Raw genomic sequence first — 19,453 nt, forward strand, 5'->3', positions numbered from 1 at the left:
CCCGATCCGGCAGTATGCTGGGCGCAGTTTTCGCGCCCCTCCCGGAGTTTTTCCCATGGCCTACACGTTCATCACCCTGCCCTCGCCCGTCGGCGAGTTGAAGCTGGTCGCGAACGGCTCACGTCTGGCCGCCATCCTCTGGGAAAACGACAAACCGAACCGAGTGCGCCTCGGGCCAATGAGCGAGGCACCGGACAACCCGGTATTGATGAAAACCGCGCGACAGCTGGAAGAATATTTTGCAGGAACGCGAAACGCGTTCGATCTGGAGCTGGACTTTGCCGGCACCGAGTTCCAGAAAAAAGTCTGGGCCGCGCTACTGACCATTCCGTTTGGCGAAACCCGGACCTACAGCCAGATCGCCGAACAGATCGGCCACCCGAGCGCGGTGCGTGCCGTTGGCGCGGCGAACGGGCGCAATCCGATTTCGATCATCGCGCCGTGCCATCGAGTCATCGGCGCCTCAGGAAAACTGACCGGGTTTGCCGGAGGCCTGGAAGCGAAGGAGCGCTTGCTGACTCTGGAGGGTGGCCAGTGGTCGGACATCGGTAAAACCGGCGATCTGTTTTAACCGCCAAACAGGTTATTCATCGCCGCATACTGCAGCAGCATGATGGTCTTGGCATCGCAGATTTCACCCCGCTGGAACGCCGCCAGCGCGTCCTCGAAACGCCACTCCAGCACTTCAAGTTCCTCGGTCTCTTCTTCCAGACCGCCCCCTTCACTGACCTTTGACGAAGCATCGTACTCGGCGATGAAAAAGTGCAGCTTCTCGGTCACCGAGCCGGGACTCATGTAGGCCTCGAACACCTTCTTCACGTCATGCACGCGGTAGCCGGTTTCTTCCTCGACCTCGTCGCGAATGCGCTGCTCCGGCGCCGCGCCTTCAAGCAGTCCGGCCGCCACTTCAATCAGCAAGCCGTCGTGACCGTTGACGAACACCGGCAGGCGGAACTGCCGGGTCAGCACCACGGTGCGTTGCTCGCGGTTGAACAGCAGAATCGCCGCGCCATTGCCACGGTCGTAAACCTCGCGCGTCTGACGCTGCCAGTCACCGTTGTTGCGGTGGTAGTCGAAGGTGATTTTCTTCAGCAGATACCAGTCGTGGGACAACACCTGGGTATCGACGATGTTGACCCGCTCGGCAGTGTTGGACATGACGCCTGATCCTTTTTTGTCATTGGAAGATGGCCATGGTAGGTGAAATGCTGCGAACCGCCGACGAAAAAAAGCCCGGCAGCGCTACCGGGCTTTTCCTTCATTGACTACTGATGTGCCACGTTCACCGTTGCTGCATCAGCGCCCTGCGCCGCAGACGGCGCCCCGTGAATCAGCGGTCCGTAACGCCGACTGAATTCCCAGTCGTACGGCACGCGATCCTTGCTGGTGCCGTTGTCCCAGTTCACCGACCAGGTCATCAGGCCCTTGATCGGATGCCCTTTGACCGCCAGGCGTTTCATCGCGTTGCCGACCACGGTTTTGTCGATCACGTAACCGGTGGCGGCGGCATCGACGTTGGCCGGCAGGCCGATGACGAACTTGTCCGCCGGGATCTTCGTAAAACCGCGAGTGCCGGTGACCAGGCTCTCGGTCAGGTAATAGAGGAAGTCTTCTTTCATCGTGTCGTTGTTCTGGGCGATCCACGCCCCGTTGCCGTTATTGGCCTCCGGCACCCAGACCCCGTCGCCGCCCTGGTTGTAGAACTGCGGAGCGATGAAGTCGTAATAGCCTTCCAGCGCCTGCAGATAACCGACGTATTTGCCGGAGGTGGTCAGGTACGGGAACTCCGGCGCCATGCTGATGATGAAATGCTTGCCTTGGCCGGCGTAGTGATCCTTGACCAGTTTCAGCGCGGCTGGCAGGACGGTCTTGTTGGCGGCGAAATCAATCGCGCTCTGTTCAAGTTCGATGTCCAGGCCATCAAAACCGTAGGTTTCCACCAGACGGATGATTTCATTGGCCAGTGGTTGCTCCTGGCCGGCGCGCAACTCGATGTGCGCATCGGCACCGCCCAGGGAAATCAGCACGGCCCGCCCCTGACTGTTGAGCACGCCGACCTGACGGCGGAACTCGGCATCGGAGACGTTGAACGGCTTGAAGGTCGGAATCCCGCTGCCCTTCATGAAGGCTACCGCGACCACGTTGTATTCCTTCGGCACGTTTTCCAGGGCGATGTTGGCGAACTGGCCGCGCTGGTAACCATCGCTCGGGCCGGCCGGCCAGTTGTGCCAGAAGCCCATGAGGATCTTCTTGCCGGCAAGGCTCGGCATCAGCGACACCGCGTCGCTGGCCTGGTTTTTCAATAGGGTGAAGTCGATGTTTGACATGTTCTAATCCTTCAGAACCTGTGGGTTTGGCGTTGCGGGCTTATTTGAAGTCCACATCGAAGGCCTGATAGAAGGCGTTGCCGGTGTTGGCGACGATCCACATCAGGACGATGACGTGATGCCCTTGCTTGTTGCCTGGAAGTTTCACAGCGTGATTGACCTTGGCTTTCAATTCCGCCGCATGACTGTAGTACGGGACTTGCGGATAGAAATCCTCGGCGAACGGTTGCGCCTCCAGTTGCGCTCGGGTGATGCGTTGTTTCGGGTCCCAGCCATCCTTGGTGATCAGCCAGCGGTAACCGCGGGTGGTGTGCGGTGCGGTGTACTCCCATTTGACCTCAAGGGTCTGGCCGGGAGTGACATTGAGCAGCGGCCAGGAGAACGGACGCCCGAGTTTCTTGCTCATTTCTTCTGCAGTGAAGTTCACGCAGTCACGTGCATCGTTCTTGCCGCCACTGAGAATATAGCCGTCAGCAGGCGGTACGACGCTCGGGTTGTCGCTTTCGAACGGCGCCGGGAACGGACCGGCCGCGAGTGCCGGGAAGTTCTTGCCACCTTCCATTTCATTGACCTGCCAGCCGCCGAGCAATCCTTGCTCGATGGCCACCGCGCCGCGGCTTGCAGGGGAAATGACGCGACCGTGTCGCAGTTGGTTTTGAGCTTGTGGTTGGTTCATGTTTTTCACTCCGTTGATTTAAGAACTCTCCAGTCCGAGGAGAGGCCTTCAAGCTAACGGAGGGGGATTTTTTGTCCATCGGCGGTTTTGTCGCAGTCTGCCTTGGCAGAACCCGAAAAACGCCGAAAACACTGTATATAAACACAGTGCATTGCGACGACGCTCACTCAACGCATGGCGAAAAGACTACACCGCGTCATTACAAACACCTGCGTTCATCGGTTCAGGGAAGCTGCGCTCTGAACTCCTTTTGATACTGCCCAGCGAGCTGTTCCTTTTGCTTGTCGTCGAGCAGCTTGCCGGCCATCTGGAAGAATTTCTGTTCTTCCTCCTGCAAGTGGTGATGGACCTTATCCGAGAGCTTTTTTGCCATCGCCAGCCAGGCCGGGCTGGACATGTCGGTCTCGTCGAGCTCTTCCATCATCTCGTCCATTTCATGGTGTTCGGCAATGGCATGGCGACTGAGGTCGACACCCTTGTCGATCTCCATCAACGGGATATAGAAGTGACGCTCTTCGGCGGTTTCGTGGGCCTGAAGCTCAGCCTTCAGCTGCTTGTAGGCCTCGACCCTTTCCGGGGTGTCACCGCTGGTCTTGATCAACGATTTCGCGTAGGTCCGCTGACGATCGTGGCTTTCACGCAGGGCTTCGAAAATGTTCATGGAATCTCCCAGGCAAACGCGTACCGGATGGACGCCCTGAAGGGCTAGACCGCGGCGCAGGAGCGACGGTTCCAAGCGATTGCTTCAATCGGCTGTGGCGCGATAGGCTGCCGATTCATTACTACAAGGAAGACGACATGACGTTGCGGATCGAGCTGTCACAGGACCCCACCGAAGAACAGCGCGCGGCCATCCTGGCGCCCCTGCGTGCCTACAACATTGCCAAGGCCGGGCCGTCGCTGTACGAACCGGTCGCGCTACTGGTGCGCGACGACAACGACGCGATCCTCGGTGGCCTCTATGGGCACACCTTCTATCGGTGGCTGTTTATCGAGTTGCTGGCGGTGCCGGAACAAGGCCGGGGACAGGGCATCGGCTCGAAGCTGATGAACATGGTCGAGGAGTTCGCCCGAGAAAAAGACTGCGTGGGGATCTGGCTCGATACCTTTGATTTTCAGGCGCCCGGGTTCTACAAAAAACTGGGGTATACCGAGTGTGGCGAGATTGTGGATTATCCGCTGGGGCACAAGCGGCATTTCTTCCAGAAGCGTTTGATTGATTGAATTCAGCGACCCCCGCCCGCAGGCTGGCGAGGGTCGCGTAGCGTCAACGCATTCAGCTGCCCGTTACAGACAGGTCGCCAGCGCCGCCAAGCGGCGCTTGGCCACAAAATCATCCTTCTGCGCGTAGTAATTCAGCACGGTGCCGGACGCATCCGTGCTCAAGTCGACAAACGACTCCGCCGAGCGCGTGTAGACCGTCGAACCGCCCTTCTTGCCCGGTTGCAGATACGCCGCCGCGTCCACGCCGAACACCGCTTCGTCCTGCCAGGCGAACTGAACGCATCGGGCCACGTCTTTTTCGGGCTTCTCCGAGCTCAGAGTCTTGTAAGGGGTTTGCGTGCGGGCGTCTTCCATCGCCGAACCCGCGCAACCGGCCAGCAGGGTTGTCGCCAGCGCCACCATCAGCATTCGCATTGCATTCGCTCATTCGGAAAAAAGCGGACTGTATCACCGCAACGGCAAAAATCGTTCTGCTTTACTGCATTTAAAACGCGACACATGCCGGCCGCTGCGGCACATTAACGGTCATCAGCCTTACAAGGAAAGCCCATGGCGCCTACTGACCAGCGACACGAACAGGCCCTGAAACTGTTTCTCGATGCACGCCCCGAACTGCGCGAAGCCCTCGATCACCTCAACCCGCTCTTGGCCCAGGCCAAGGGCGAAACCCAGGCGCAGTACCGCGAAGAACGCCTGCACGAAGCCTTCGAAGCTGAGGCCGAAAGCCAGGGGCTGTTTGCCTGGGAACTGACGTTGCAACTGACTGCCGCGACGCCCGAGGAGTATCAGGCGCAACGCCTGGAAGTGCATCGCGAAGTGGCGGAAATGGCCGGGATGGACTGGCTGGAATATTGCGATCTGTATGGCATAGAACCGTAAACCCTGCTCAAGGACGCTTTATCGATGCTGCCTTCGACTTCGACCCACCGCGCCAGCCCCGGACATCTTCACATACAGAAATGGCGCGGCCGTGTGGGCCTGGCGCTGGTTGCCAGCCTGTCGGTATTGGCCGGCATGACCGACGCCATCGGCTTCATGGCCAGCGGCGATTTCGTTTCCTTCATGAGCGGCAACACCACGCGGCTGGCCGTGGCAATCAGCGATGGCGACAGCGGCCTGACAATAAGGCTGATCCTGCTCGTCGCGACGTTCATTGTCGGTAATGCCCTCGGGGTTGTAGTCAGCCGACTGGGTGGACGGCGGGCGCTGCCCCTGTTGTTGTCCATCGCCGCTCTGCTCTGTTTGGCAGCCTGGCCCTTTGACACGCAACTGCCGGCCCTGTTGGCGGCGATCATTGCGATGGGCATGCTCAACGCGGCGGTGGAAGAAGTAAACGGTCTGCCGGTCGGGCTGACGTACGTCACCGGCGCCTTGTCCCGATTCGGTCGAGGGTTGGGCCGCTGGGTGCTCGGCGAACGGCGAAGCGGCTGGCGGGTGCAACTGGTGCCGTGGAGCGGGATGCTGGTCGGCGCCATTCTGGGGGCGGTGCTGGAGCATCATCTGGGACTTCGGGCGATGCTGGTCAGCGGTCTGTTCGCTGGCGTTCTGGGGCTGCTGACCCTGAAAATTCCGCGGCGCTGGCAGTTGGGCTACATGCCGCGCTGACAGACACCTGATCGCATCAGGACGGACACGGGAAACATCGACTTCGCCGCACCGCCGAGAAAGCTTTATCATGGCCGCAGTTTTGCTGATCGAGTCCGTCATGAAGTTCGCCATTGCGCTGTTTTCCGCCGCCCATGCGCCCTCCTCGCGCCGCGCCCTGCTGTTCGCCCAGGCTGCGCTGGCCGGCGGGCATGAAATTGTCCGGCTGTTTTTCTATCAGGACGGGGTCCACAACGCGTCCGACGCCGTGGTCACGCCGCAGGACGAGCTGGACCTGCCCAAGCAATGGCGCAATTTCATCACCGAACAAAACCTCGACGGCGTGGTGTGCATCGCCGCCGCCCTGCGCCGTGGCGTGTTGAATGCCGAGGAAGCCGGGCGTTATCAGCGTGATGCCGTGGCCGTCAGCGCACCGTGGGAATTGTCCGGCCTCGGCCAGTTGCATGACGCGGTGCAGGATGCCGACCGCCTGATCTGTTTCGGAGGCGCGTGACATGGCCAAATCCCTTTTGATCATCAGCCGCCAATCGCCGTGGTCCGGCCCCGGCGCCCGCGAAGCGCTGGACATCGTGCTCGCCGGCGGCGCCTTCGATCTGCCGATCGGTCTGCTGTTTCTCGACGACGGCGTGTTGCAACTGGCGGCCGGGCAAAACGCCAAGGCCCTGCAACAGAAAGACCTGAGCGCCAACCTGCAAGCGTTGCCGATGTTCGGCGTCGAAGAGCTGTTCTATTGCGCCGACAGCGCCAATGTTCGCGGCCTCGGCGATCGTTCGCTGGACGAGGCGCAGCCCTTGGCCGCTGAGCAAATCACCGCCCTCATTGACCGTTACGACCAGGTGATCACCCTCTGATGTCGACTTTGCATGTGTTGTCCCATTCCCCGTTCGGCGACGAACGTCTGACCAGTTGCCTGCGCTTGCTCGGTTCTGCCGATGCATTGTTGCTGTCTGGCGATGCCGTTTATGCGCTGCAACCCGGCACTGCACCGTTCAGTGCGCTGGAATCCCGCAAGGTGAAATTGTTCGTGCTGGCCGAAGACGCGCAAGCCCGTGCCGTGCAGGTTCCGGACTGGGCCGAAGCCATCGATTACCCGGCCTTCGTCGAGTTGTCGATCCACCACGACAAGGTCAACTCCTGGCTATGAATGCGCTGACCGTCGGCACCCGCGCCATCGAACTGGACAAGGACGGCTTTCTGGTCGACCTCAACGACTGGTCGGTCGAGGTCGCCAGCGCCCTCGCCGCTGCCGAGGACATCGAACTAAGCCCTGAACACTGGGAAGTCCTCGAACTGCTGCGCAGCTTCTATGCCGAATTCCAGTTGTCTCCGGCCACCCGGCCGCTGATCAAGTACACCGCGCTCAAACTCGGCGCGGAGAAAGGCAACAGCCTGCACCTGAACCGACTGTTCAAAGGCACCCCTGCCAAACTCGCCGCGAAACTGGCGGGCCTGCCCAAACCGACGAATTGCCTATGACCGACTATCCAGCGCTGACCCTCGAAACGCCCGCCGAGCATCCGTTCGCCCAGTTCGTGCGCATCCTCGGCAAGGGCAAGCGCGGCGCCCGCGACCTGACCCGCGAGGAAGCGCGGGAAGCCATGGGCATGGTGCTCGACGAAGCGGTCGAAGAAACCCAGCTCGGCGCCTTCCTGATGCTGCTGCGGCACAAGGAAGAAAGCGCCGAAGAAATGGCCGGTTTCACCGAGGCCCTGCGCGAGCGCTTGCAGGCGCCAGCACTGAACGTCGATCTGGACTGGCCGACCTATGCCGGCAAGAAGCGTCACCTGCCTTGGTATCTGCTGGCCGCCAAGTGCCTGGCACAGAACGGCGTGCGTATCTTCATGCACGGCGGCGGCGCCCACACCGCCGGGCGTTTGTACTCCGAACAATTGCTCGGTGAGCTGAACATTCCGCTGTGCCGCAACTGGCAGCAGGTCGGCGTGGCGCTGGATGACGGTGGCCTGGCGTTCATGCCGCTAGTGGACTGGGCGCCGCAGTTGCAACGGATGATCGACCTGCGCAACACCCTGGGTCTGCGCTCACCGATCCACTCGCTGGCGCGGATTCTCAATCCATTGGGCGCGCGTTGCGGCTTGCAGAGCATTTTCCACCCCGGCTATCAAGCGGTGCACCGCGATGCCAGCGGCCTGCTCGGCGACACGGCGATCGTGATCAAGGGCGACGGCGGCGAAATCGAGATCAATCCGGATGCCGACAGCCACTTGTACGGCACCACCGGCGGCGAGAGCTGGGACGAGGAATGGCCGCAGCTATCGGCGCAGCGTCACGTCAAACCTTCTTCGCTGGATATCGAGCATTTGAAGGCCGTCTGGCGTGGGGATGTGATCGACAGTTACCCGCAAATGGCGCTGATTTCGACCATGGCGTTGGCACTGCGTGGCCTCGGTCAGAGCCGTGAGCAGGCTTTCGAAACTGCCGAGCAATACTGGGCCGCGCGGGATAAATCGATTTAACCGATCATAAACGCCGGATCTTTGCGCTTTTTGTTCGAACTCATCGGAATAGACTCGGCTCCAACGATTACTGGTTTCTGGAGTCTTGATCATGGGTTTACTCGTCGACGGCCGCTGGCAGGACAAGTGGTACGAAAGCAGCAAGGACGGCGCGTTCCAGCGCGAACAGGCGCAGCGCCGCAACTGGGTCACTCGCAACGGCGAGCCGGGCCCGAGCGGTGAAGGCGGTTTTGCCGCCGAAGCCGGGCGTTATCACCTTTATGTCTCTCTCGCCTGTCCATGGGCTCATCGCACGCTGATTCTGCGCAAGCTCAAAGGCCTGGAAAGCCTGATCGATGTTTCCGTCGTCAGCTGGCTGATGCTGGAAAACGGCTGGACCTTCGACCAAAAACTCGGTTCGACCGGCGACAAACTCGACCACTTCGATTTCATGCACCAGCGCTACACCGCTGACACTGCCGACTACACCGGCCGCGTCACCGTGCCGGTGCTGTGGGACAAGAAACTCAAGCGCATCGTCAGCAACGAATCGGCGGAGATCATCCGCATGTTCAACAGCGCCTTTGATGACTTGACCGGCAACGACCTGGACTTCTATCCGGCGCCATTGCGCGGCGAAATCGATGCGCTGAACGAGCGAATCTACCCCGCCGTGAACAACGGCGTGTACCGCGCCGGGTTTGCCACCTCGCAGAACGCCTATGAAGAAGCATTCGATGACGTATTTGCCGAACTGGATCATCTGGAGCAGGTGCTGGGCGCCAACCGTTATCTGACGGGCGAATACCTGACCGAGGCGGACGTGCGGTTGTTCACCACGCTGATTCGTTTCGACGCGGTGTATCACGGGCACTTCAAATGCAATCTGCGGCGGATCAGCGATTATCCGAACCTGTCGAACTGGCTGCGGGAGATGTACCAGTGGCCGGGCGTTGCCGAGACCGTGGATTTCCAGCACATCAAAAATCACTACTACGGTAGCCACAAGACCATCAACCCGACCGGGGTGGTGCCGAAGGGGCCGAAGCAGGATTTCACTGTTGCCCATGACCGGGACCGGTTGGGCGGGAAAGGAGTCTGGCGCAGAGGTTGAAAGCAGGATTGTTCCCACAGCGTGGGAACAATCCCTTCAGAGTCGTCAGATTTGACCCTGAGCGCCCTCGAACCACGCAAGTTTCTCGCGCAGTTGCACCACTTCGCCGACGATCACCAGCGTCGGCGCATGCACTTCATGCTCCGCCACCAGACGTGGCAGGTCAGCCAGCGTGCCGGTGAAGACCCGTTGATTGACCGTGGTGCCCTGCTGGATCAGCGCGGCCGGCGTTTCGGCCGCACGACCATGTTTGATCAACTGCTCGCAGATGATCGGCAACCCCACCAACCCCATGTAGAACACCAGCGTCTGAGCCGGCGCGACGAGGTCCGACCACGGCAGATCGGTGGAACCGTCTTTCAAGTGCCCGGTGACGAAACGCACCGACTGCGCATAATCGCGATGGGTCAGCGGAATCCCGGCATACGCCGCGCAACCGCTGGCCGCCGTGATGCCCGGCACCACCTGGAACGGGATGCCATGGGCCGCCAGTTCCTCGATCTCTTCGCCGCCACGGCCGAAAATGAACGGATCCCCGCCCTTCAACCGCACCACACGCTTGCCGGCCTTGGCCAGATCCACCAGTTGCTGGTTGATCTGATCCTGCGGCACGGCGTGATCGGCGCGACGCTTGCCGACGTAGACCCGCTCGGCATCGCGGCGGCACAGCTCAAGAATCGCCGGAGCGACCAAGCGGTCGTACAGCACCACATCGGCTTGCTGCATCAGGCGCAAGGCGCGGAAGGTCAGCAGATCCGGATCGCCCGGTCCTGCCCCAACAAGATACACCTCGCCGGTCGTGACCATGGCTTCGCCGTCAATCTTGGCTTGCAGCAAACGTTCGGCTTCGGCGCCCTGTCCTGCCAGTTGCCGATCAGCAATCGGCCCCTGGAACACGTCTTCCCAAAAACCGCGACGCTGCTGAACATCCGGAAACAGGCCTTTGACCTGCTCACGAAACCGCGCAGCCAGACCGGCCAGGTGGCCGTAGGTCGAAGGAATCCAGGTTTCGATCTTGGCGCGGATCAGCCGGGCCAGCACCGGCGCATCGCCGCCGCTGGAAACCGCAATGATCAGCGGTGAACGATCGACAATCGCCGGGAAGATCACGCTGCACAGCGCCGGCGCATCGACCACATTGACCGGCACGCAGCGCCGGTGGGCATCGGCGGAGACCTGCGCGTTCAACGCTTCGTCATCGGTGGCGGCAATGATCAGCCCGCAGCCGTCCAGATCCGTTTCGGCGTAGCCACGCAGCAGGCATTCGCCACCGCTGGCGGCAACCAGTTCGCGCAGTTGCGCTTCGATTTCAGGTGCGACCACCCGCAGCAGCGCACCGGCATCGGCCAGCAGGCGGGATTTGCGCAAGGCAATCTCCCCCCCACCGACGACCAACACACGACTGCCGCGCAGGTTGTGAAACAGCGGCAGATATTTCATTTAGCCGATGACCTCAAGGCCACCCATGTACGGCTTCAGCACGTCCGGCACACGGATCGAACCGTCGGCCTGCTGGTAGTTTTCCAGCACGGCCACCAGGGTACGACCGACTGCCAGACCGGAACCGTTCAGGGTGTGCACCAGCTCAGGCTTGCCGGTTTCCGGGTTGCGGAAACGCGCCTGCATGCGGCGGGCCTGGAAATCGCCGCAGTTGGAGCACGACGAGATTTCGCGGTATTTGTCCTGGCTCGGAATCCACACTTCCAGATCGTAAGTCTTGACTGCGCTGAAGCCCATGTCGCCAGTGCACAGCGCCAGGGTGCGGTAAGGCAGCTCCAGCAGTTGCAGGACTTTCTCGGCATTGGCGGTCAGGCTCTCGAGCGCTTCCATCGATTTCGACGGCTCGACGATCTGGACCATCTCGACCTTGTCGAACTGGTGCTGACGGATCATGCCGCGAGTGTCACGACCCGACGCGCCGGCTTCGCTGCGGAAGCACGGAGTGTGGGCAACAAACTTGATCGGCAGCTGTTTCGAATCGACGATTTCACCGGCCACGATGTTGGTCAGCGACACTTCGGCGGTCGGGATCAGGTACAGATCGGCTTCGCCTTCGCGAGCGATCTTGAACAGGTCTTCTTCGAACTTCGGCAGTTGACCGGTGCCTTGCAGCGCCGGGGCCTGAACCAGATAAGGCGTGTAAGCCTCTTCGTAGCCATGCTCGGTGACGTGCAGGTTGATCATGAACTGCGCCAGTGCTCGATGCAGACGAGCAATCGGGCCGCGCAGCAGCGCAAAGCGTGCGCCGGACAGCTTGGCGGCGGTTTCGAAATCGAGCCAGCCGAACTTCTCGCCCAGGGCCACGTGGTCCTGAACCGGGAAATCGAAGGCTGTCGGGGTGCCCCAGCGACGGACTTCGACGTTACCGTCTTCGTCTTCGCCGACCGGTACCGATTCGTGCGGCAGGTTCGGGATGCCCAGCAGAATCGAATCCAGTTCGGTCTGGATCGCGTCCAGCTCGACTTTACCGGCGCTCAGTTCGCCCGCCATGCGCTCGACGTCCGCCATCAGCGGCGCGATGTCTTCGCCGCGCTGCTTGGCCTGACCGATGGATTTGGAACGCGCGTTACGCTCAGCCTGCAGTGCTTCGGTGCGGGTCTGGACGGTCTTGCGCTGTTCTTCCAGCGCTTCGATGCGCGCGACATCCAGGGCAAAGCCACGGGAAGCCAGGCGGTCCGCTACGTCCTGAAGGTTGCTACGTAACAGTTTGGAATCGAGCATGTCGGTTTCTCGTTATCAAAGTTTGGTCAGGGACAGGCCGGCCCACGTCGCGAGCAGCCCGCCGAATACGCTGATGGCCGCATAGCCCAGGGCCAGCGGCACTTGCCCGCTTTCCAGCAGGCGCACCGTATCCAGTGAAAAGGATGAAAATGTCGTCAGCCCCCCTAGGAAGCCGACCATCAACCCGGCACGCACCTCGATCGGTACTTCCGGGCGTATCAAAAACAGGCCGTACAACACGCCAATCAGCAGACAGCCCACGATATTAACGGCCAGCGTCGCGGTATAGAAGTGCCGCGGCCAATTGGCGTTGACCCAATTGCCAGTGGCGAAGCGCAACAAGGTGCCGGCAATCCCGCCGACGGAGACTGCAACGATCAGTGGAACCACTATTTTCTCCGCTGCCGGGGGCTTAAACGATCAAGTTGGGCGAGGTGGTTGAGCTTTTCGCCGATCTTCAACTCCAGGCCACGGGGCACCGGCTGGTAGAACGGAATCGGGTCGAGTTCTTCCGGGAAATAGTCTTCGCCGGCCGCGTAGGCGTCCGGTTCGTCGTGGGCGTAACGGTATTCGTCGCCGTAGCCCAATTGCTTCATCAATTTGGTCGGCGCATTGCGCAGGTGCAGCGGCACTTCCAGCGAGCCATGTTCGGCGGCGGCGCGCAGCGCGGTCTTGAAGCCCATGTACACCGCGTTGCTTTTCGGCGCACAGGCCAGATAAGTGATGGCCTGAGCCACTGCCAACTCACCTTCCGGGCTGCCGAGACGTTCCTGCACTTCCCACGCGGCCAGGCACAGGCTCAAGGCACGAGGGTCGGCGTTGCCGATGTCTTCGCTGGCCATGCGCACCACGCGCCGGGCCAGATACAGCGGATCGCAGCCGCCGTCGATCATTCGCGCAAACCAGTACAGCGCGCCGTCCGGATTGGAGCCGCGCACCGATTTGTGCAGTGCGGAAATCTGGTCGTAGAACGCTTCGCCGCCCTTGTCGAAACGCCGGCGAGTGTCGCCGAGCAGGCTTTGCAGCAGCTCGGTGCCCATCTCACTGTGGTCTTCGGCCAGGTCCGAGGCGTTTTCCAGCAAATTCAGCAGGCGCCGGCCATCGCCATCGGCGGCGGTCAGCAGCATTTGGAAGCCTTCATCGCTGAGGGTCAGATGACGCTTGCCCAGACCACGTTCTTCGGTGAGCGCGCGGTGCACCAGTTTGCGCAACGCCGCTTCGTCGAGGCTCTTGAGCACGTAGACCCGCGCCCGCGACAGCAATGCGTTGTTCAGTTCGAACGAAGGGTTTTCGGTGGTGGCGCCAATGAAGATCAGCGTGCCGTCTTCAACGTACGGCAGGAAGGCGTCCTGTTGAGACTTGTTGAAGCGGTGTACTTCATCGACAAACAGAATCGTGCGCTTGCCGTATTGGCCGGCCTGCTGCTTGGCGATTTCCACCGCCTGACGGATCTCCTTGACCCCGGCCAATACGGCAGAGACCGTTTCGAAGTGCGCATCCGAGACTTCCGCCAGCAACCGCGCCAGCGTGGTCTTGCCCACGCCCGGCGGCCCCCAGAAGATCATCGAATGCAGGGCACCCTGCTCCAGCGCCTCGCGCAGAGGCTTGCCGCGAGCGAGCACGTGTTCCTGACCGACGTACTCATCCAGATTGGTCGCCCGCAAACGGGCGGCCAGTGGCTGGGCAATCGGTGCACTGCGAAACAGATCCATCACGTACCGTTGAAACCTCTGTGTTTATTCCTGGATCACATCGGCACCCTTCGGGATGTCGAACTTGAACTTCGATGCCGGGACCGCTTCGTTGGCCTTGACACCGGTAAACAGGATGTTGGTGCGCTGGCCGACGCTGTCGATCAGTTGCATGTCATTGACCAGACCGTTGCGGAACGACAGACGCAGGCTGTCGAACAGGGTGTCCTTGGTTTTCGGCTTCAGGGTGAAGTCGATCACACCACCGGCTTCTTTGGCACTGATATCGAAGCTCTGGCTGATTTTCGATACGTCGCCGGACAGCAACAGAGCCGGGGTCTGGGTCAGACGCTCATCGAGCTTCTTGATAGTGGCCTGTTCCAGGTCCGGGTCCCACAGGGTGACTTTCTTGCCGTCGGAGACCATGGTCTGCTCAGCCGGCGCATTGGTGTGCCAGTAGAACAGGCCCGGACGCTGCAGGGTCATGTCGCCGGTGGTTTCCTGCAACTGGGTGCCGCTGCCGTCGAGGGTCAGTTGGGAAAAATTGGCAGTCAGAGTCTTGGATGTTTCGAGCAATTGGGTCAGGCGAGCCACATCCTTGTCATCGGCGTGAGCCGTGAGGGTGGTCAAAGCCAGTACCGGCAGCAACATGCGGATAAGACGCATGGGAGTCCTCTTGAATACTCGTGGGAAAGTGGACGGCGCTTCATGCACCGTCCATTGCATTTGGATCAGGGTATCGAATCAGTCGCGTACCGGGCCAGGGGCCAGGACTTCGCGGGAACCGTTGGTGTTCATCGACGTCACGACCCCGGCCATTTCCATGGCTTCGATCATGCGCGCGGCACGGTTGTAACCGATCTTCAGCTTGCGCTGAACAGCGGAGATGGAGGCACGACGGCTTTCCAGTACGAACTGCACAGCTTCGTCGTACAGCGCGTCGGCTTCCGGATCATCGCCGTCACCGCCGCCGCTGCTGCCTTCGAAACCACTGCCCGCCTCTTCGACACCGTTGAGGATGTCGTCGTTGTATTCCGGCGCGCCGCGCAGTTTCCAGGCTTCAACCACCCGGTGAACTTCATCGTCAGACACGAAGGCGCCGTGGACCCGAATCGGCAGGCTGGTGCCCGGCGGCATGTAGAGCATGTCACCGTGGCCAAGCAGTTGCTCGGCGCCGCCCTGGTCGATGATGGTCCGGGAGTCGATCTTGCTCGATACCTGGAACGCCATCCGTGTCGGGATGTTGGCCTTGATCAGACCGGTGATCACGTCCACCGATGGTCGTTGAGTCGCAAGAATCAGGTGAATACCGGCCGCACGCGCCTTCTGGGCGATACGGGCGATCAGTTCTTCTACCTTCTTGCCGACGATCATCATCATGTCGGCGAATTCGTCCACGACCACGACGATGGTCGGCAGCTTCTGGAGCAGCGGCGCTTCATCGTGGATGCTTTCGCGTTTGTACAGCGGATCGCTCAGCGGCTCGCCGGCGTCCTGGGCTTCCTTGACCTTGGCGTTGAAGCCGGACAGGTTTCGCACGCCCATCTTCGCCATCAGCTTGTAGCGACGTTCCATCTCGGCAACGCTCCAGCGCAGGGCGTTGGCGGCGTCCTTCATGTCGGTCACGACCGGGCACAGCAGGTGCGGAATGCCTTCGTAGATCGACAGCTCGAGCATTTTCGGGTCGATCATGATCAGCTTGGCGTCGTCCGGGCCGGACTTGAACAGGATCGACAGGATCATCGCGTTCACGCCCACCGATTTACCGGAACCGGTGGTACCGGCCACCAGCAGGTGAGGCATCTTCGCCAGGTCAGTGATGACCGGCTTGCCGCCGATGTCGTGGCCCAGAGCCAGGGTGACAGGCGATTTGAAGTTGTCGTACTCAGGCGTCGACAGCACTTCGGAGAAGCGCACGATCTGCCGGTCTTCGTTAGGGATCTCGATACCGACCGTGGTCTTGCCCGGAATCACTTCCACCACCCGCACGCTGGTCACGGCCAGCGAACGCGCAAGGTCTTTTGCCAGGTTGGCGATACGACTGACCTTCACGCCCGCAGCAGGCTGGATTTCGTAACGGGTAATGACCGGGCCCGGATGGATCGAATCCACGGTGACTTCGACGCCGAATTCCTTGAGCTTGATCTCCAGCAAGTGGCCGACCGCGGCCAGGGACTCGGGCGAATAATTGAGTTGTTTCTTTTCCGCGGGATCGAGGATCGAGATCGGTGGCAAGGTGCCTTCCACGGCGCTGTCGACGAACAACGGCACCTGCTTCTCTTTCTGCACGCGTTTGCTTGGCTCCGGGGCCTTGACCGGAGCCGGCGCGATGACCGGCGGCACCTGTTTCTCGCGCTCGGACATGTGCTTGCTCAGGGCCTGTTCGCGCTCGATCAGACGCTCCTTGACCTTGGCCTGCTCGCGTTTGTCGGTGACCGTCGGTGCAACCACGTCATGCACGCGATCGTCGACTTCACGCAGTTGCGCGACCAGTTGCTTGCGCTCGGTACGCGCCGACCACCAACGGTTGACCGCGCCCTGGAACAGTTCGAACAGGTCGAGGGTGATCTTGCCGGTGATGTCCATCACCTTGAACCACGAAAGGTCGGTGAACACCGTCAGGCCGAACAGGAAGAGCGCAATGAACAGCAACGTGCTGCCCTGAATGTTCAGGGCATTGCGGGCCAGGTCACCAAGGCTTTCACCCAGCGCACCACCGGCGCCAGCCGGCAGGCCGGTGGCAGCATGGAAATGGATATGCGCCAGCGCGGCGCCGGACAACACCAGGAACACCAGTCCGATCAGGCGCCAGGAGAACAGCCAGCCGCTCCACTGCCACGGCTCGTGACGCTGACGGAAGATCTGATACGCCTTGATCGCCAGCAGCAACGGGAAGATATAGGCGAAGTAACCCAGCACCATGAACAGGATGTCGGCGCTGTAGGAGCCGGCCGGACCGCCGAAGTTCTGCACGTCGTCGATCTTGCTGTTGTGGCTCCAGCCCGGATCGTCCTTGCCGTAGGTCAGCAACGCCATCATCAGGAACAGGCACAAGGCGCCGATGGCGATCAATGCACCTTCCTTGAGCCGGTAGTGCAACTGTTGACGCCAGAGCGGAACGACTGTTTTTGGTGCTTCCGTGGATTTCTTCAAAACGCTTCTTTTCCTGCGCCAGAGGCGCGTCCATCTATTGAATGACGATAAAAAACTGCCCAATCCAGGCAGGTAAAAAATTGACGGGCGCAACGGAGACTAGTTTTAACACTGCGCCCCGCCTTTTATAAACACGGCACGCGGCGAATATTCTGTAACAGCCCGGCATTGTACGGGTTTGCGCGTTCGATGCCATGCTTCACGGCCGCTGGTTCAAGCATAGCCAAATGCACAACGCCCGGCGTTCAATTTGAGCATGCATTGTCTTTTGTGACAAAGGCTTATGAGGTGTATTTGATGAACGTAGCGAAGCATTCGCGCCTCATCTCCCCTGAGCGCTGCACATTGGCATCGGTGACCTTGCCCGCAGCGGTGTTGCGCCGGATTACGACCGCATCTGGATGCTCAAGTTGCAGCGGCACACACGCAGCACCGCAATGGAGGACATTCGCGTCATTTCCCGGCACACTTTACCGCGGGCCCAGCGCCCACCGCCCTCCCCTTCTGCAAGCCTGGACGCCATGCTGACTTGGTTACAACGCAATTCACTGACTTTCCCGCCACTGGAAAAGGCCATGCGCGATCCCAACGGACTGCTGGCGGCCGGAGGCGACCTGTCCGCCGATCGCTTGATCCAGGCCTATCGCCATGGCTGCTTTCCATGGTTTTCCGAAGGCCAGCCGATTCTCTGGTGGTCGCCGGATCCGCGCACCGTGCTTTTTCCCGACGAACTGCACGTCTCGCGCAGCCTCGGCAAACTGATGCGTAAACAACGCTATCGAGTGACCTTCGATCAGGATTTCGACGCCGTGATCCGCGCTTGCGCCGCTCCCCGGGAATACGCCGACGGCACCTGGATCACCGAAGCGATGCAGGACGCCTATATCGAATTGCATCGACGCGGCTTTGCCCATTCGGTGGAAGTCTGGGATGAGGGCGAACTGGTCGGCGGCCTGTACGGCCTGGCGATGGGGCAACTGTTCTTCGGCGAGTCGATGTTCAGCCGCGCGGACAATGCCTCCAAGTACGGCTTTGCCACACTGGTGCAACATCTGAGAGAAGCCGGGTTCGTCCTGATCGACTGCCAGATGCCAACCGACCACCTGCACAGCCTCGGCGCCCGGGCCATTTCACGGCAGACATTCGCCGACTATCTGGCCCGACACCTCGATCAACCCAATCATGCGACCTGGGTTTGCTGAGCGACTTTTGCGCGCGTGGCTTACACTTAATTCACCAGCTTACCCTTGAGGGTTGATCATGACCGAGTTGGCGCGGTTGAAGTTTTATGCCACTCAGCCTCACTCTTGCAGTTATCTGCCCGAGGAACAGGCGACGACCCTGTTTCTCGATCCGAGCCAGCCCATGGATGTGCATGTCTACGCAGACCTGTCAGAAATGGGCTTTCGTCGCAGCGGCGATCACCTGTACCGCCCGCATTGCCAGAACTGCAATGCCTGCGTGCCTGCGCGCATTCCTGTTGCGCAGTTCAACCCCAACCGGCAGCAGAAACGCATTTTCAAGCGCAACGTCGATTTGCAGGTGCGCCCGGTCAAGCCGGCGTTCAGCGAAGAGTACTTCGACCTCTATCAGCGCTACATCGAACAGCGCCACGCCGACGGCGACATGTACCCGCCGAGCCGCGATCAATTCTCGACTTTTCTGGTACGCGACCTGCCCTTCTCACGCTTTTACGAGTTCCGGCTCGACGGACGGTTGCTCGCAGTTGCCGTGACCGATCTGCTGCCCAACGGCCTGTCGGCGGTCTACACCTTTTACGAACCGCAGGAAGAACGCCGCAGCCTCGGACGCTACGCGATCCTCTGGCAAATCGCCGAAGCCCAGCGGCTGGGGCTTGAGGCGGTGTACCTGGGTTACTGGATCAAAAACTGCAAAAAGATGAACTACAAGACCCAATATCGGCCTATCGAACTGCTGATCAATCAGCGCTGGGTCGTCCTGAACTGAATGCAAACCCTAAACCCCTTGGCGTAAACCCCATTTTTCGGGCACAATGCACGCCGCTTTTGCCTGGCGCAGTTGCACCGGGCCATTCATTGGATACCGAGGGCTTTACTGCATGTCGAAAGAAGACAGCTTCGAAATGGAAGGCACTGTCGTCGACACCCTGCCCAACACCATGTTTCGTGTGGAGTTGGAAAATGGGCACGTCGTAACCGCGCATATTTCCGGCAAGATGCGCAAGAACTACATTCGTATTCTTACCGGTGACAAAGTGCGCGTCGAGCTGACGCCCTATGACTTGAGCAAAGGGCGTATTACTTACCGCGCTCGCTAATCAAGTCAATACAAGACGCCCGGCTTAATGCCGGGCGTTTTTGTTTGTCTGGGTTTTGGGCTTGTGCTTGAGTTTTGGGTGTATATCCGTTGCTTCGGGAGCTGCCGCTGGCGGTTTCACTCTTACAGCGAGTCACTTTTTCAAACGCCAAAAAGGAACCAAAAGGCTTTTGCCCCGGCGTACGGCACTT

At 60.4% G+C, this 19,453-nt stretch carries 24 protein-coding genes and 1 pseudogene; 13 read left to right on the top strand and 12 right to left on the bottom strand.

The features are described from left to right. Positions 1-55 precede the first annotated feature (55 nt). Positions 56-571: a methylated-DNA--[protein]-cysteine S-methyltransferase gene (locus ACODTD_RS08970; protein WP_011334927.1), complete on the top strand. Its 516-nt coding sequence runs from the start codon at positions 56-58 to the stop codon at positions 569-571. Here the strand turns inward: ACODTD_RS08970 and ACODTD_RS08975 are convergent. The 4 genes and pseudogenes from ACODTD_RS08975 to ACODTD_RS08990 form a co-directional block, all read right to left on the bottom strand. Continuing rightward, on the bottom strand, positions 568-1,158 hold the full coding sequence (locus tag ACODTD_RS08975; protein WP_489104755.1) for an NUDIX domain-containing protein: 591 nt from the start codon (positions 1,156-1,158) through the stop codon (positions 568-570). The genes ACODTD_RS08970 and ACODTD_RS08975 overlap by 4 nt on opposite strands. Positions 1,159-1,301: 143 nt before the next feature. Continuing rightward, a pseudogene (locus ACODTD_RS08980) lies at positions 1,302-2,327 on the bottom strand (chitinase); the annotation flags it as partial. Between the two features lie 40 nt (positions 2,328-2,367). Beyond that, complete coding sequence (locus ACODTD_RS08985) at positions 2,368-3,003, bottom strand: lytic polysaccharide monooxygenase auxiliary activity family 9 protein (RefSeq protein WP_489104756.1); 636 nt, start codon at positions 3,001-3,003, stop codon at positions 2,368-2,370. A gap of 223 nt (positions 3,004-3,226) precedes the next feature. Further along, complete coding sequence (locus tag ACODTD_RS08990; protein ID WP_064597703.1) at positions 3,227-3,664, bottom strand: hemerythrin domain-containing protein; 438 nt, start codon at positions 3,662-3,664, stop codon at positions 3,227-3,229. A 137-nt stretch (positions 3,665-3,801) separates the two neighbouring features. Between ACODTD_RS08990 and ACODTD_RS08995 the strand changes: the two genes are divergently transcribed. Continuing rightward, complete coding sequence (locus ACODTD_RS08995) at positions 3,802-4,227, top strand: GNAT family N-acetyltransferase (RefSeq protein WP_064597705.1); 426 nt, start codon at positions 3,802-3,804, stop codon at positions 4,225-4,227. 63 nt (positions 4,228-4,290) lie between these two features. On the opposite strand, the gene ACODTD_RS09000 is transcribed toward ACODTD_RS08995, so the two are convergent. After that, a complete protein-coding gene (locus ACODTD_RS09000) occupies positions 4,291-4,641 on the bottom strand; it encodes a hypothetical protein (protein ID WP_285358848.1) in 351 nt (116 codons plus the stop codon). A 135-nt stretch (positions 4,642-4,776) separates the two neighbouring features. On the opposite strand from ACODTD_RS09000, the gene ACODTD_RS09005 reads away from it, so the two are divergent. The 8 genes from ACODTD_RS09005 (at position 4,777) to ACODTD_RS09040 (ending at position 9,399) form a co-directional block, all read left to right on the top strand. Next, positions 4,777-5,106 (top strand): DUF6388 family protein, encoded by a 330-nt coding sequence (locus ACODTD_RS09005; RefSeq protein WP_007958215.1) that lies wholly within the window; start codon positions 4,777-4,779, stop codon positions 5,104-5,106. A 24-nt stretch (positions 5,107-5,130) separates the two neighbouring features. Beyond that, positions 5,131-5,832, top strand: a complete 702-nt coding sequence (locus ACODTD_RS09010) for a YoaK family protein (protein WP_011334934.1) — start codon at positions 5,131-5,133, stop codon at positions 5,830-5,832. Between the two features lie 100 nt (positions 5,833-5,932). Beyond that, positions 5,933-6,325 carry a sulfurtransferase complex subunit TusD gene (gene tusD / locus ACODTD_RS09015; protein ID WP_041475586.1) on the top strand — a complete coding sequence of 131 codons (393 nt, stop codon included), beginning with the start codon at positions 5,933-5,935 and terminating at the stop codon, positions 6,323-6,325. Between the two features lies 1 nt (position 6,326). Beyond that, entirely contained in the window at positions 6,327-6,683 is a 357-nt protein-coding gene (gene tusC / locus ACODTD_RS09020; protein ID WP_011334936.1) for a sulfurtransferase complex subunit TusC, read from the top strand. Further along, complete coding sequence (gene tusB, locus ACODTD_RS09025) at positions 6,683-6,976, top strand: sulfurtransferase complex subunit TusB (protein WP_489104757.1); 294 nt, start codon at positions 6,683-6,685, stop codon at positions 6,974-6,976. The genes tusC and tusB overlap by 1 nt, the downstream gene beginning before the upstream one ends. Beyond that, positions 6,973-7,308, top strand: coding sequence for a TusE/DsrC/DsvC family sulfur relay protein (locus tag ACODTD_RS09030; RefSeq protein ID WP_489104758.1), 336 nt, complete (start codon positions 6,973-6,975; stop codon positions 7,306-7,308). Before tusB ends, ACODTD_RS09030 begins: the two co-directional genes overlap by 4 nt. Next, on the top strand, positions 7,305-8,306 hold the full coding sequence (locus tag ACODTD_RS09035; RefSeq protein WP_489104759.1) for a glycosyl transferase family protein: 1,002 nt from the start codon (positions 7,305-7,307) through the stop codon (positions 8,304-8,306). Before ACODTD_RS09030 ends, ACODTD_RS09035 begins: the two co-directional genes overlap by 4 nt. A gap of 91 nt (positions 8,307-8,397) precedes the next feature. Then, complete coding sequence (locus tag ACODTD_RS09040; RefSeq protein ID WP_489104760.1) at positions 8,398-9,399, top strand: glutathione S-transferase family protein; 1,002 nt, start codon at positions 8,398-8,400, stop codon at positions 9,397-9,399. A gap of 45 nt (positions 9,400-9,444) precedes the next feature. Here ACODTD_RS09040 and cysG read toward each other — a convergent pair whose 3' ends face one another. The 6 genes from cysG to ACODTD_RS09070 form a co-directional block, all read right to left on the bottom strand. Beyond that, positions 9,445-10,839, bottom strand: coding sequence for a siroheme synthase CysG (cysG, locus tag ACODTD_RS09045; protein ID WP_489104761.1), 1,395 nt, complete (start codon positions 10,837-10,839; stop codon positions 9,445-9,447). Further along, on the bottom strand, positions 10,840-12,120 hold the full coding sequence (gene serS / locus ACODTD_RS09050; RefSeq protein WP_074688938.1) for a serine--tRNA ligase: 1,281 nt from the start codon (positions 12,118-12,120) through the stop codon (positions 10,840-10,842). A 15-nt stretch (positions 12,121-12,135) separates the two neighbouring features. Continuing rightward, positions 12,136-12,510 (bottom strand): fluoride efflux transporter CrcB, encoded by a 375-nt coding sequence (gene crcB / locus ACODTD_RS09055; RefSeq protein WP_007958188.1) that lies wholly within the window; start codon positions 12,508-12,510, stop codon positions 12,136-12,138. Continuing rightward, on the bottom strand, positions 12,510-13,832 hold the full coding sequence (locus ACODTD_RS09060; RefSeq protein WP_201820394.1) for a replication-associated recombination protein A: 1,323 nt from the start codon (positions 13,830-13,832) through the stop codon (positions 12,510-12,512). The genes crcB and ACODTD_RS09060 overlap by 1 nt, the downstream gene beginning before the upstream one ends. A 24-nt stretch (positions 13,833-13,856) precedes the next feature. After that, positions 13,857-14,477, bottom strand: a complete 621-nt coding sequence (gene lolA, locus ACODTD_RS09065) for an outer membrane lipoprotein periplasmic chaperone LolA (protein ID WP_007958184.1) — start codon at positions 14,475-14,477, stop codon at positions 13,857-13,859. Between the two features lie 78 nt (positions 14,478-14,555). After that, positions 14,556-16,964 (bottom strand): DNA translocase FtsK, encoded by a 2,409-nt coding sequence (locus ACODTD_RS09070; protein ID WP_045121862.1) that lies wholly within the window; start codon positions 16,962-16,964, stop codon positions 14,556-14,558. Positions 16,965-17,485: 521 nt separating this feature from the next. On the opposite strand from ACODTD_RS09070, the gene aat reads away from it, so the two are divergent. The 3 genes from aat to infA all read left to right on the top strand — a co-directional run bounded on the left by aat (position 17,486) and on the right by infA (position 19,263). Further along, entirely contained in the window at positions 17,486-18,166 is a 681-nt protein-coding gene (gene aat, locus ACODTD_RS09075; protein ID WP_011334946.1) for a leucyl/phenylalanyl-tRNA--protein transferase, read from the top strand. Between the two features lie 58 nt (positions 18,167-18,224). Next, positions 18,225-18,932 (top strand): arginyltransferase, encoded by a 708-nt coding sequence (locus ACODTD_RS09080; RefSeq protein ID WP_011334947.1) that lies wholly within the window; start codon positions 18,225-18,227, stop codon positions 18,930-18,932. Positions 18,933-19,044: 112 nt separating this feature from the next. After that, positions 19,045-19,263 (top strand): translation initiation factor IF-1, encoded by a 219-nt coding sequence (gene infA / locus ACODTD_RS09085; RefSeq protein ID WP_002553999.1) that lies wholly within the window; start codon positions 19,045-19,047, stop codon positions 19,261-19,263. On the opposite strand, the gene ACODTD_RS09090 is transcribed toward infA, so the two are convergent. Then, a partial coding sequence (locus tag ACODTD_RS09090; RefSeq protein WP_285358866.1) for a hypothetical protein occupies positions 19,244-19,453 on the bottom strand: 210 nt, incomplete at its 5' end. The genes infA and ACODTD_RS09090 overlap by 20 nt on opposite strands.

Source organism: Pseudomonas sp. FG35 (assembly GCF_057809295.1).